The organism is Streptomyces sp. CNX435 (genome assembly GCF_059570575.1).
On record NZ_JCANTA010000001.1, the window covers coordinates 204,605 to 217,342 of the forward strand.

A 12,738-nucleotide genomic window follows, 5' to 3' on the forward strand; every position below is an offset into this window, starting at 1 on the left:
ATGGACTGGTATCCGGACGGCGGCGAGACCCTGCGGTACCGGGTGGCGGTGCACTTCGCCACCGGCGTCTCGCCGCGCGTCGCGGGCGCGCGCTGGTTCCGGGACACCGGGCGGCGCGACATCCAGCGCGAGCTGCAGGAGCAGGCGGGCTGGCCGGAGGGCCCGGAGTTCACCGTACGCGCGGCGGGCGAGCGGGCGGCGCGGCGTACGGGCCGGGCGCTGGGCCTCGGCATCCCGGCCGTCCTGAACGTCGTCGCGAACGCGCTCGGCGGCGGCGGCTCCCCGTTCGGCAGCCCGTCCGTGCGGGGCCGCCCGGAGGAGCCGGAGAACGAGGTCGACGACTTCCCCGTCATGTGGGCCGACCCGGGCACCGTGGCGCGCGGCGCCCCCTGGCAGCTCGACCCGTCGCGCCGCCCGGACACGTACCGCACGCACGTGGCGCTCACCGACCGGCGCCTGGTCCTCCTCGGCGCCACGCTCGGCCCGACCGGCCGCGGGGACGTCCTGTGGGAGGTGCCGCGCGACGCCGTCGCAGAGCTGCGGCGGATGCCGTACAGCGAGCTGGAATCCGACGTACGCCTCACCTTCACCGACACCTCCTGGCTCCGCCTGACCGCAATGACCCCCGGCATCGCGACCCTGCTGATCCGCCACGTACGGGGCGAGGTCGGCAGCCTGCAGCCCTCGGACCTGACGGGAGGGCAACGGGCCCGCGTCGACCAGTTCGTGCGCAACCTGCCGAAGAACGCGGAGCCGCCGACGTTCACAGTCCTGCCGAGCGGCATCGTCTACGTCTCCAGCCAGTCCCCTGCGAAAGCGGCCCCCGACCACTACGAGGCGCACGCCATCCTGATGGACACCACCGGTGCCCCGGCGCAGCCGGAGCCGGGCGACCTCTGACGGCGGGCCGCGGCGGCACAGCCGTGACGGGTGGGCCCCGGCCGGGGTTCGGCCGGGGCCCACCCGGTGGGGGGTGCGGCGCGTCGCTCAGGCGCTGCCCGAGACGTTCACGCCGTGGTTCTCCAGCCAGGTGATCGGGTCCTCGGCGGATCCGTACTCCGGTGTCGTGCGGACCTCGAAGTGCAGGTGCGGGCCGGTGACGTTGCCGGTGGCGCCGGACTCGGCGATCGCCTCGCCCATGCCGACGGAGTCGCCCACGGAGACGTCGATCTGCGACAGATGGGCGTAGTGGGTGTAGTCCTCGGCGCCGTGCTTGACGACGATCTCGTACCCGAAGGAGTCGTTCCAGCCGGCGTCGACGACGACTCCCTTGGCCGCGGCCTGGACCGTCGTGCCCACGGGCACGGACCAGTCCTGGCCGGTGTGGCCGCTCTCCCAGTGCGCGCCGGACGCCGCGTAACCCGCCGTGGGCGTGCTGCCGTCGACGGGCATGACGGCGGTCGGCTCGTCCGCGGCGGTGTCGGTGCCGTACGAGGCGCTGTCGGCGTCCGCGTCGGTGCCGGAGCCGGCCGCGGGGCCGTCGAGGGACAGCTCCATGCCGGGGGAGATAAAGTCCGGGTCGTCGCCGATGACGGATCTGTTGTTCTCGTACAGCGCCTTCCAGCCGCCGTCGACGTCCTGCTCCGCGGCGATGACGGAGAGGGTGTCGCCGGAGGCGACGGTGTAGGTGGAGTCTTCTTCGGCGAAGGCGGTGGACGCGCCGATGACCGGCAGCGCGAGGGTGGCGCCCGCCGCCGAAGCGCGAGTGGCGAGCTTGCGGACGCCGCTGGGGCGGCGCAGCGCTCGGTGGCGGCCGTGTGAGGACGACATCTGACGGGCCTCTTTCTCCGGACGCCTGCGAGGTCAGCTGTCGGGTTCGGGCTGGAGTTGCCCGGCCGCCGGCTTCGGCGGACCTCACCCCAAGCCGTCGCAAGGGACGGCGGTGGTCCGGCGGTTGCCGGACCCGTGGGTCCCCCGCTCCTGCCCGGCGGTGAGAGCTGAACGGCAGGTCCCGCGGCGCCGGGGGCAGGATTCGGCGGTCCGGCACCAGCAGGTGTTCGCCTCTCGAACGGGCAGTCACGCTAGGGCGCTCATGTGTGCGATGACAAGGTCGTCACGCGTTCCCGCGCAATAATTGACTTCGCGTCGCGGGGAGTTCACGCGGCGCAGCCGCCAGACCCGGGCAAGCCCCGATTTGCCCGCCGCACTCCGACAAAGAGCGCCGCGAGCCCGGATGCGTCGACATGCCCGAAGCGGGCGGCAGTGGCGTCGCCGGATGGCTATGCGCTTTCCGTGCGCTGAACATCCGGAGCGCGCGCCACGGACCTAAGCTGGGGGCCACGGGACGGAATTGGGGGCGCGCACGGTGCTGGACGTGGAGCTGCACCGGGATTTCCGGTACGTGCACGAGCCGTTGCCCGCGGGCGACAGCGCGTTACCCACGCTCGGGCACGAAGAACTGGTCGGCGGGCTCGCCGAGCGCCTGCGCTATTCGCACGGTGGCGCCTTCCTCGTCACCGGGTTCCGCGGGGTCGGCAAGTCCACGCTGGTGGACCGGGCGCTGACCGAGGCCGCCGGGCAGTGGCGCCCGGACGAGGAGTTGCTCGCGGTCCACCTGACGGTGGCGCGCACCATGACGGCGGACGAGTTGCTGTTCGCCGTCGTGCGGCGGATCGTCGAGACCCTGGACGACCGGGAGTTGCTGCAGCGCCTGCCGCCCGAGGTGCGGGACAAGCTTCTCCTCGCGTACATGCGCACCTCGTTGTCGTACACGCAGACCCACTCCGAGAGCACCGAACGCGGCGCGACCCTCGGCGCGGGCGCCATGCGTGGCGCACTGGCCGCCCTGGCCCCCTCGGTCAGCCTGAGCGGCCGGCGCATCCAGGCCCAGGCCACCGAGGCGGCCTTCCTCGCCTACTCCGAGACCGACGTCGAGTACGACCTGCTGCGCATCATCCGGCTGCTCTCCGGCAGGGAGGGGAGGGCGGCCCGGCCGCGCCGCCGGCTGCTTCGCCGCCGCGGACGGTCCGGGCCGCTCCGCATCCATCCCGTCGTGGTGCTCGACGAGATCGACCGGCTCACCGACAACCGCGAGGAGGCACTGGAGGATCTGGAGACGCTGCTCGCCCGGCTCAAGAACGTGCTGACCTCCCGGGGGGCCCACTTCGTCCTCGTCGCCGGGATCGATCTGCACGAGCGGGCGATCCGCGACGCCGAACGGGGCAACGGCGTCTACGACAGCGTCTTCGCCTGGCGCATGTACGTCCCGTGTCTGTGGGCGGCGCCCGAGCGGCTCGTACGCGCACTGACCTCGCCGGCCCCCGGTGGCGACCCGGGTTCCGGCCCGCCGGCCGAGACCCGGCCGGACACCATTGCGGGGGGCCTGAACCCGTGGCGGCGCGACGAGTTCGTCCGGTACCTCAGCTACAAGGCCCGCGGGCTGACGCGGCGCCTGCTGCAGGAGTTCAACGCCCTGGTCGCGTGGGAGAACAGTGCGCCGTCGCTCCGTGTCCCCACCGAGGACTGGGAGCGCATCAAGTTCTACGGCGAGTTGGAGCTGCTCGTGGCCGCGGCCGTGTCCGACGGCAGACCCGCCGGCCTGACCTCCGTACCGCTGGACGAGGACCGCTGGCGGCTCGGCGGCTACCACGTCGTGGACTGGGCGCTGCGCAGCAGAGGCCGCTCCTTCACCGCCGCGGACATCTTCGGCGGCGGCGGGCGCGAGCCCGGGATCGACCCGCTGCTGCGGATGGACGGCCACACCGCCGAGCGCCTGCTGCGCCACCTGGCGCGCTTCAGCGTGCTGGAGGTCGTGAGCGAGGCGGGCCGGCCGGACATCACCGTCGTCGGCAACCCCGCCGAGGTGCAACCCAGCTACTACACGCTCACCACCCAGCTCCGGCGCCAGCTCGACGACTTCGCGCGGCGCAGCGAAACGGAGCGGGCGGAGCTGCAGCTGGGCGTGTCCTGGTCGCCCGGCCGGTACGACACCGCCGCCGGCGACGGTTCCCACACGGGCACGGGCACGGGCACCTTCACCGACGTGCCGGTCCCGGACGACGAGTCCGGCTGGCCCGTGCCGCCCCCGCCACCTCGGTCCGACGGGCCGCCGAGCCGGCCGGCCGGGGCCGGCCCCCGCACCGGGCCCACCGGGTCGTACCGGATCGCCTCCCCGGCGGCCGGCGGGGAGGCGGGCCCGCGCCCCGGGCCGGCGCCCCCCGCGGGCCGCCCGCCCGAGCCGGTCACGCCGATCACCGTCCTCGCCGACCGCTACGAGGTGCGGGAACTCATCGGCCAGGGCGGGATGGGCGCCGTGTACCGCGGCCGGGACACCCGCACCGGCCAGGCCGTCGCCGTCAAGATGCTCAACCGCTCCCTCGCCGAGGACGAGGAGGCCCGGACGCGGCTGCAACGAGAGGCCCGCGTGGGGCGGATGTTCCGCAGCCCGCACGTCGTCCGGGTTCTCGACTTCCTCGACGGGCCCGATCCGGCCCTGGTCATGGAGCTGCTCCAGGCCCCCTCCCTACAGGACGTGCTCGCCGACCGCGGGTCTCTCAGCGGCCCCGAGGCCACCCGCCTGGGCCGGGACGTCGGCCGGGTGCTCGAACAGGCGGTGGAGCTGGAGGTGTCCCGGCTCGACCTCAAGCCGTCGAACGTGCTGCTGCACCCGGAGCGCGGCGCCGTCGTCATCGACCTGGGCATCGTCCGGTACGAGGGCCGGCAGGCCGACGACCTCACGGCGGCGGGCGCCGTGGTCGGCACCCCGGGCTACATCTCGCCGGAACAGGCCCTGGGCCGCCCCTCCGACATCCGGGCCGACCTGTTCGTGCTCGGCCTCATCCTCTACGCCTGCCTGGCGGGCGAGCCCCCGTTCGACGCGGTCGAGCCGCTGGCGCTGCTCTACAGCGTCGTGACCGACGACGTGCCGGTGGACCGCCTCGCGGTGTCGGAGGCGCTGCGGGCCGTGCTGCGCAGACTCACCGCGAAGGACGCCGGCACCCGCTATCAGACGCCGGGCGAGTTCCTCGCCGATCTGGCCGCCACCCCGGAGGCCCGGGACGACCGCCCCGGCCAGGGCCGGACCACCCCGGCGGCCTCGTAGCGCCCGCTCACTCGCGCAGGTCCGGGTCGCCGTGGACGATCGAGTGGAACGCCCCGTGCAGCAGCGCCGCGACCTGCTCCGGTGGCGCGTCCCGCAGGCCGTCCAGCCGCAGCAGGTGGCGCCCGATGACGGTCCCCAGCATCAGCGCGCCGATCAACCCCGCACGCAGGTCCGCGTCCTCCGTCGGCAGCGCCCCGGCGGCCTGGCGCTGCTCGGCGAGCATCGCCTCCCGTACCTCCGCGGCGGCCTCGGGGTGGGTGAACATCGACCGGAGCGCCGCCAGCGCGTCGACGGGCTCGTCCGCGATCTTCGCGCTCAGGGCCGCGAGCAGCAGGTCGGCGATCTGCTCGGGGCTTCCGTCGATCGGTTCGGCCCGGTGGACCACGGCGACCCGGGCGAAGAGCCGTTCCTTCGACTCGAAGTACCGCATGACCAGGCCGGGGTCGGTGTTCGCCGCAGCCGCGATCCCGCGAATGGTCGTCCGGTCGTAGCCGTGCTCGGCGAACAGCTTCCGTGCCGCCGCCAGGATCCGCTCCTGGGTGCGTCGACGCTGCTCGGATCGGGAGACAGGTGCGGAGCCCACTGCGACAGTCTACATGCGTTGACTGACGCGTGGCGTGCGGCTATATTTCAGCCAACGAACGTTGACTGAAATTGAGGAACCAAAACCATGTTGCAGACCGTCGTGTTCTCCTTCCTCGCCGGCCTCATGGGGATCAACGCACTGCCCCACCTGATCAAGGGCGTCGTCGGCGAGGAGTTCCCCAACGTCCTGGGCAACTCGCCCCTTCGCAACGCTCTCTCCGGCGTGACCGCGCTCTTCCTCACCTTCCTCTTCGTGCGCGGGGCCGACATGCCCGGCCACCCGTGGGCCGCCGTCGTCTCCGCCCTCGCCGGCGCCTATCTGATGGCCGTCTTCCACGGACTGCGCGGTGCCTTCCGGCTGAACACCGCCACCGGCCGCCCCAACCCGGTCACCCCGAACGGCTGAGGTGGGCTAAAGCCATGTGACATTGTACTGTTCTCCCATGGGTCCGCGACGGTGCGGCCCGCCCGTACGCCGCGACTCACCGGGAGTACTCCATGACCACTGCCCCACAGGAACGGTCCTGCCCCTGGCACGGCCTCATGGTCGCCACCGCGCTCCCGCTGCGCCCCGACCTCACCGTGGACTTCGACGCGTACGCCGAGCACGTGCGCCGGCTCCTCGACGCCGGCTGCGACGGGGTCGTGACCAACGGCTCCCTGGGCGAGTACCAGACCCTCACCTACGACGAGCGCATCCGCCTGGTGCACACCGCCGTGGCCGCGGCGGGCGACGGCGACCGGGTCATGGTGGGCGCCGCGGCGTACGGCAGCGCCGAGGCCCGCGGTTGGGCCGAGCGGGCGGCCGAGGCCGGCGCCGGCTCGGTCCTGCTGCTGCCGCCCACCGCCTACCGGTCGGACGAGGCGGCGGTGCGCGCGCACTACGCCGAGGTGGCGAAGGCCGGGCTGCCGGTCGTGGCGTACAACAACCCGTACGACACCCGCACCGACCTCACCCCCGCGCTGCTCGCCGCCCTGCACGGGGAGGAGAGCATCGTCGCCGTCAAGGAGTTCACCGGCGACGTCCGCCGCGCGTACGAGATCGCCGAGCTGGCGCCCGGCCTCGACCTGCTCATCGGCGCGGACGACGTGCTGCTGGAGCTGGCGGTCGCCGGCGCCGTCGGCTGGATCGCCGGGTTCCCCAACGCGCTGCCCGAAGCCTGCGCCACCCTCTACCGCGCCGCCACCGCCGGCGACCTGGCGCTGGCCAAGCCCCTCTACCGGGCCCTGCACCCCCTGCTGCGCTGGGACTCCAAGCCCCAGTTCGTCCAGGCGATCAAGCTGTCCATGGACGTCGCCGGGCTGCACGGCGGCCCCTGCCGCCCGCCGCGCTCGCCGCTGCCGGACGAACAGGCGGCGGCCGTGCGGGGCGTCACGGAAAAGCTGCTCGCCGAGGGCCTGGGCTGACCCGCGTCCCGCCCGCCCCGGTCCTCGGCCGCCGGGCGGGAGGGCGGGGGTACGATGCAAAAATGTCACATCGCGCACCGAGCCCCTGCCGCCCGCGGAGGGAACTCCATGGCTGAGGCGAAGCGGGGCAAGCTCATCTCGGTGCAGAAGCACCTGCGCGACCAGGTCGCGGGCGCGCTGCGCGCCGCGCTGATAGCGGGGGAGCTGCGGCCCGGCACCATCTACTCCGCACCCGCCCTGGCCACGGAGTTCGGCGTCTCGGCCACGCCCGTGCGCGAGGCCATGCTCGACCTCGCCCGCGAGGGCCTGGTGGAGGCGGTGCGCAACAAGGGCTTCCGCGTCACCGAGATGACCGAGGGAGACCTCGACGACTACACGGAGATCCGCGAGCTGATCGAGGTCCCCACCGTGGGCCGGGTGACCGAACTGGCCACCGCGGAGCAGTTGGAGGCGCTGCGTCCCCTCGCCGAGGACATCGTCAAGGCCTCCCGCGACCACGACCTCATCGGCTATCTGGAAGCCGACCGCCGCTTCCACCTCGACCTGCTCGCGCTCGCCGGCAACGCCCACCTGGTCACCGTCGTCGCCGAACTGCGCAACCGCTCCCGCCTGTACGGCCTGACCGACCTCGACCGCGCCGGCGTGCTCGTCGACTCCGCGCAGGAGCACGTCACCCTGCTCGACCTGATGATCGCCGGCAACGCCGAGGCCGCCCAGGAGCTGATGGCCGGCCACCTCGGGCACATCCGCACCCTGTGGGCGGCGGGTCAGCGCAGCGCCGCGAAGCGCGCCGGCGCCCTGCGGCTCGGCGAAGGCTAGACGCTCGGGGCGCTCTCTCCTGCACGCACGGGCGCCGCTGCCGCGGCGGGCTCCCGGGGCGTCATGCCGGATAGGCGGCGGGCGGGGCCGTGGAGTGGGTGGTCAGGTGCGGGTCGGCCGCGGCGGCGCGGGCGATGTCCGCGCAGCGGGCGAAGCGGGTGCCCTGGCCGCGGGCGTAGGCGAGCAGGGATCTGAGGGCCTCGGCCCGGGCCGGGCGCCCGGTCAGTTCGGGGTGGACGGTGAGCATGAACAGCGCCTGGTGCCGGGCGTGTGCGTCGAGTTCGTCGCGCCACATGGCCAGGACGGTGTGCGGCGCCTGGATGACGGAGCCGACGTCGGGGTCGGGCAGGAAGGCGTACTGCTCCCAGTCGTCGAGCGACCAGTGCGGCGGAAGCTCGACGAACCAGCCGCCGTCCGCGGTGGTGACGCGGTAGGGCCGGTCGTGGCCCATGAGGGAGGAGTCATACAGGCCGTGCTCGGCGACGAGCCGGCAGGTGGTCTCGTTGGACTGCCAGTTCGCGGCGCGGAACCCCTCGACGGCGACGTCCTGCGCCGCGAGGACCTCCAGCGCGCGGGTGAAGTCGGCGCGTTGCTCGTCGTCGGTCATCTCGACGGGCGGGCGGTGGGCGTAGGTGTGGTGGGCGATCTCGTGGCCGTGTTCGAGGATGGCGGCGGTCAGGCCGGGGTGGTGTTCGGCGACCCATCCGGGGACGAAGAACGTGGCGGGGACGGCTTCTTCGTCCAGCAGGCGCAGCAGCCTGGGCACGCCGACGTCCACGCCGTACTGCTGGTGCGACATGGTGCCGGTGTGGGCGGCGTAGCGACGTGAGCGGGCCAGGACGGCGGAGTGGGCGTCGACGTCGATGGTCAGCGCGGCGACGGTGTCCCCGCCGGGCCGGGGGGAGCCGGTGGTGGTCATGGTGGATTCCTTGGGTGGAGCGCCCCGTGCCGGCCGGGGGGAACCGGCCCGGGGCGGGTCGGGGCCTCAGTGCCGGCGGTGCTGCCGCCGGCGTCGGGCGGCGTTGTCGAGGGTGACGGTCGGGCTGAGCACGGCGGGGTCGAACGCGGCCGGCTCGGCGCCCTTGGCCAGTATGACCGGGTAGTCGGGGCCGGCGAGAGCGGCGCGGCCCAGGGAGATCAGGTCGGCGTGGCCGTCGTCGAGCACGCCGGCCGCCAGCACGGGGTCGCCGAGGCCGCCGTTGGCGATGACGGGCCGCCCGGTGACGCGCCGGGCCAGGGCGGTGAGGGTCTCGCCGGAGTCCAGGGTGGCGCCCTCGGCCCAGCCCTGCCCCTCGCCGGCGATGTGGACGTAGGTGGCGCCGGCGTCGGCGACCGCGGTGAAGACGGCGACGGCGTCGGCGGCGCCGCCGGGCCACCGGTGGTGGTGGTCGTTGACCTTCCCCTCGGACAGCCGCACCCCCACCCAGAACTCCCGGTCGGTGATCCGCCGGCGGATCTCCCCGACGACCCGGGCGGTCAGCCGGGCCCGGTTCGCGGCGCTCCCGCCGTACTCGTCGGTGCGGGTGTTGGTGTAGTCGGTGAGGAACTGGTCCAGCAGGTAGCCGTTGGCGGAGTGCACCTCGATGCCGGCGAACCCGGCGCGGCGGGCGCGGTCGGCGGCGGTGACGAAGCCCTCGACGGCGGTGTCGATGTCGCCGGTGGTCATGGGGCGCGGCACGGGCCAGGGGCCCGAGCCGCCGTAGGCCGGCATCATCTCCCCCCGCGGCAGGACGGGAGAGGGGCCGGCGGTGCGCGTGCTGTGCCGGTTGCCCTGGGAGAGGGCCCCGGCGTGCATGAGCTGCATCACGGGCAGCGCTCCGGCGTCGCGTACCGCCCGGGCGACGGTCCGCCACCCCTCCTCGTGCTCGGCGCAGATGATGCCGGGCTGGTTCAGGTAGCCCTGGCTGTAGTGGGAGTCGGTGTAGACGCCCTCGGTGAGGACGACCGCGAAGCCGCCGCGGGCGTACTCGGTGTAGTAGTCGGCCATCTGCGCGGTCGGGGTGCCGTCGGGGGCGGCGGACACGCGGGTCATGGGGGCGACGGCCAGCCGGTTGGGCAGGGTGGCGCCGGCCACCTGGACGGGGGTCAGGGCAGGGTGGTCCCGCATGGTGAATGCTCCTGTGGACGGGTGGTCCGCGGCGGTGTGGATCCGCCGCGGTGGGGGCGTGGTCCGGACGTCAGCCGCCGACCGGGGCGGCCGGGGTGGTGGCGTGCGGTGGGGTCTGTGCTGTCGTGCTGACCTCCGGGGGCAGGGCTCATGTGCGGTGACCAGGCCCACACCCAACACCGCGTGCACCCGTGGTCTCCAGTGGTGAGACATCCCCTTTGGGCGGCTTAGGGGTGGGAGAATGTCCACCGTGCTCACCATCAATGCCCTCGCCGTTCTGCCCCGGCTGGGGCTGGCCGTCCTCGTTCCCGGCCCGCCCGGCGCCCTCGACGCCGAGATCGCCTGGCTCCACAACACGGAACTGCCCGACCCGTCCGGCTACGTCGGGCGTACCGAACTCGTCCTGACCAACGGGCTGTGGCTGCCGACGACCCCCGCGGACGAGTTCGTCGACCACTGCCTCGCCGCCGGCGCCGCCGGCATCGTCTTCGGCCTGCGCGACGCCACCCCCCACACCCCCGCCGCGCTGACCGCCGCCTGCCGCGCGGCCGGCCTGCCGCTGCTCCAACTCCCCGTCGACGTCCCGTTCACCGCCGTCACCCAGGCCGCCTCCGACATCCGCGCCACGGAGCGGCAGACCCCCCTCGCCGCGTCCCTCCACCGCGGCACCGCGTTCACCGACGCCCTCTCCACCGGCGCGGGGGCCGACGGCGTCCTGCGCGTCCTGCGCCGCGAGTACGAGCTGCCGCTGGCCGTCGTCGACCGCACCGGCGCCGTCCTCGCCCACAGCGGAGACGGCGGAGACGCAGCCCCGGGCGCCGACGACGCGCAGACCGCCGCCACCGCCCTCACCCGTACTCCGCCGCCCCTGGAGCTGGTTCTCGCCGACGGTGCCACGGCCACCCTGCTGCCCGTCGGCGCCCTCGGGCACCCGGAGGCCGCGCTGCTCTGCCTGCGCCCCGCCGCCGGCCTCACCGAGCCCCAGCAGCAGGCACTCAGCCAAGCGGCCCACTACCTGGCCATGGAGATCGCCCGCCGACAGGCCGTCCGGGCCAGCGAGGAGCGCTTCGCCAGCGAACTGGTCGACATGGTCGTCTCCGGCGTGGAGTCCCCCGTCACCCTCACCCGCCGCCTCGGCGCGTTCGGCATCGACCCCGGCCAGCCCCTGGCCGCGCTGGCCGTGACGAGCCGGGCCGGCGTCCCCGTGCCGGACCTGGCCGCCGCCACCCGCACCGCCCTCCGGGATCAGGGAATCCCCGCCGTGGTCGCCGCCGGCCACGCCGACGTCGTCGCCGTCTGCACCTGGCGCCGGTCGGCGGCGGCCCTGCCCGAGTGGTGCCGCCGGATCACCGGCTCCGACGCCGCCCGGGACCGCCGGCCGCCCCGCCTCCCCGACGGCAGCGTCATCGGCGTCGGCGGGCCCGTCACCAGCCCCGGCCACCTGCGCACCGCCGTGCTCGAAGCCCGCCGCGCGAGTGCCGTTCTCGCGCAGACCGGCGGTCCTCTCACCGTTGCCCGCCTGACCGACCTCCCCACGTACCACACGCTTCTCAGCCGGGCCGACCCCCAGACCCTCCACCAGCTCACCGCCGTCCTCGGCGCCCTCCGCGACTACGACGCCGCGCACGAAGGCCGGCTCGAGAACACCCTGCGCACGTTCCTGGACCATCAGGCCAGCCCCTCCGCCACGGCCCGGGTGATGCATCTGCACATCAACTCCCTCTACAAACGGCTCGCCCGCATCACCGAGCTGACCGGCCGCGACACCGCCACCCTCACCGGACGCCTCGATCTCCTGCTGGCCCTGGAAGCCGATGCCCTCACCGCCCCGTGACCTCGTGGCCCTCCCGCCCGGCGGGCTCCGGCGGCAGAAGCGAGAACTGCGCGCCCGGCCGGGAATTGGCGTCGCGGACCGGGCGAACCGCGTGAACCTGGGATGTTCCGGCCCGCGTGGGCCAGCCGATGGTGTCTCACATGACTTCCGCATCGGTGGCGAGCACGTGGACCTACGACGACTTCACCCGCGGCGCACTCGACCCGGCCCGCTGGCGGCTCATGGAGATGACGGGCGCCGGGGGCGTACGGCACGAGTACCGGGACGACAACGCCCGGGTCAGCACCGGGGACGGGCGGCTGACGCTGACCGTCCACCCGTTCAGCCGCTTCCACGACACCGACCCCCGGCGTAACAACGCCAAGCAGATGTACCGGTCGGTGCGGCGGTTCGCCGCCCCCGCGGCGGGGCGGCTGACGTTCGAGGTGGAGATGGCGGTGCGGACCTACGGGCAGGTTCCGTACGACCTGCTCGACGCCTTCGGCACCGTCAACCTCTTCGATCTGGAGACAGGCGTCGTCATCAACGCCGCCGCGACCAACGACACGGTGTACGCGGTCGTCGAGCGGCTGGTGATCCCCGGCGTGAGCCGGCCGGACGACCACTACATCCACCGGGTCGTCATGAACGTGCCCACGGAACCCGGGCTGGCGCACCGCTACGCCGTCGCCTACCGGGCCGAGACGTCCCAGGTGGAGTGGTACGTGGACGGGCGGCTCGCGTACTGGGCGCGGGTGCCGGTGCCGGTGGCCGGCTTCCACGCGGGGATGGCCCTGTTCTCGGCCCGCGACCTCGCCCGCTACTCCCGCGCGGAGCGGGAGCGCGGGCAGGGCGCGACCGGATGGTGGGGGCCGTGGCGCGTCACGACGAGCGCCGCCTGAGCGGGGGCGCGGGGATGCCGCGTACGCCGGCGGGCCGGGGACAGCCGGTGCCCCGACCGTACCC

Annotated in this window: 11 protein-coding genes and 1 riboswitch; of the genes, 7 read left to right on the plus strand and 4 right to left on the minus strand. The window is 74.0% G+C overall.

What is annotated here, in order from left to right:
* The gene (locus tag T328_RS00815) at positions 1 to 900 is read left to right on the plus strand and encodes a hypothetical protein (RefSeq protein ID WP_496493820.1); all 900 of its coding nucleotides are present in this window, start codon (positions 1 to 3) and stop codon (positions 898 to 900) included.
* A gap of 87 nt (positions 901 to 987) precedes the next feature.
* On the opposite strand, the gene T328_RS00820 is transcribed toward T328_RS00815, so the two are convergent.
* A complete protein-coding gene (locus T328_RS00820; protein ID WP_496493821.1) occupies positions 988 to 1,770 on the minus strand; it encodes a M23 family metallopeptidase in 783 nt (260 codons plus the stop codon).
* 8 nt (positions 1,771 to 1,778) lie between these two features.
* Positions 1,779 to 1,943: riboswitch (cyclic di-AMP (ydaO/yuaA leader) on the minus strand.
* Positions 1,944 to 2,314: 371 nt separating this feature from the next.
* On the opposite strand from T328_RS00820, the gene T328_RS00825 reads away from it, so the two are divergent.
* Entirely contained in the window at positions 2,315 to 5,041 is a 2,727-nt protein-coding gene (locus tag T328_RS00825) for a protein kinase domain-containing protein (protein ID WP_496493822.1), read from the plus strand.
* Between the two features lie 7 nt (positions 5,042 to 5,048).
* Here the strand turns inward: T328_RS00825 and T328_RS00830 are convergent, their stop codons facing one another.
* Positions 5,049 to 5,624, minus strand: a complete 576-nt coding sequence (locus T328_RS00830; protein ID WP_496493823.1) for a TetR/AcrR family transcriptional regulator — start codon at positions 5,622 to 5,624, stop codon at positions 5,049 to 5,051.
* 87 nt (positions 5,625 to 5,711) lie between these two features.
* Between T328_RS00830 and T328_RS00835 the strand changes: the two genes are divergently transcribed.
* From T328_RS00835 to T328_RS00845, 3 genes are all read left to right on the plus strand, one after another.
* Positions 5,712 to 6,032 carry a hypothetical protein gene (locus tag T328_RS00835; protein WP_496493824.1) on the plus strand — a complete coding sequence of 107 codons (321 nt, stop codon included), beginning with the start codon at positions 5,712 to 5,714 and terminating at the stop codon, positions 6,030 to 6,032.
* 137 nt (positions 6,033 to 6,169) lie between these two features.
* On the plus strand, positions 6,170 to 7,033 hold the full coding sequence (locus tag T328_RS00840) for a dihydrodipicolinate synthase family protein (RefSeq protein ID WP_496494288.1): 864 nt from the start codon (positions 6,170 to 6,172) through the stop codon (positions 7,031 to 7,033).
* A 108-nt stretch (positions 7,034 to 7,141) separates the two neighbouring features.
* The gene (locus T328_RS00845) at positions 7,142 to 7,852 is read left to right on the plus strand and encodes a GntR family transcriptional regulator (protein WP_496493825.1); all 711 of its coding nucleotides are present in this window, start codon (positions 7,142 to 7,144) and stop codon (positions 7,850 to 7,852) included.
* A gap of 61 nt (positions 7,853 to 7,913) precedes the next feature.
* On the opposite strand, the gene T328_RS00850 is transcribed toward T328_RS00845, so the two are convergent.
* Both T328_RS00850 and T328_RS00855 read right to left on the minus strand, forming a co-directional pair.
* Positions 7,914 to 8,771 (minus strand): polysaccharide deacetylase family protein, encoded by an 858-nt coding sequence (locus T328_RS00850; RefSeq protein WP_496493826.1) that lies wholly within the window; start codon positions 8,769 to 8,771, stop codon positions 7,914 to 7,916.
* A 66-nt stretch (positions 8,772 to 8,837) separates the two neighbouring features.
* On the minus strand, positions 8,838 to 9,959 hold the full coding sequence (locus T328_RS00855) for an oxidoreductase (RefSeq protein ID WP_496493827.1): 1,122 nt from the start codon (positions 9,957 to 9,959) through the stop codon (positions 8,838 to 8,840).
* A gap of 241 nt (positions 9,960 to 10,200) precedes the next feature.
* On the opposite strand from T328_RS00855, the gene T328_RS00860 reads away from it, so the two are divergent.
* Positions 10,201 to 11,793, plus strand: a complete 1,593-nt coding sequence (locus tag T328_RS00860; RefSeq protein WP_496493828.1) for a PucR family transcriptional regulator — start codon at positions 10,201 to 10,203, stop codon at positions 11,791 to 11,793.
* 140 nt (positions 11,794 to 11,933) lie between these two features.
* A complete protein-coding gene (locus T328_RS00865; protein ID WP_496493829.1) occupies positions 11,934 to 12,674 on the plus strand; it encodes a DUF6081 family protein in 741 nt (246 codons plus the stop codon).
* Positions 12,675 to 12,738 lie beyond the last annotated feature (64 nt).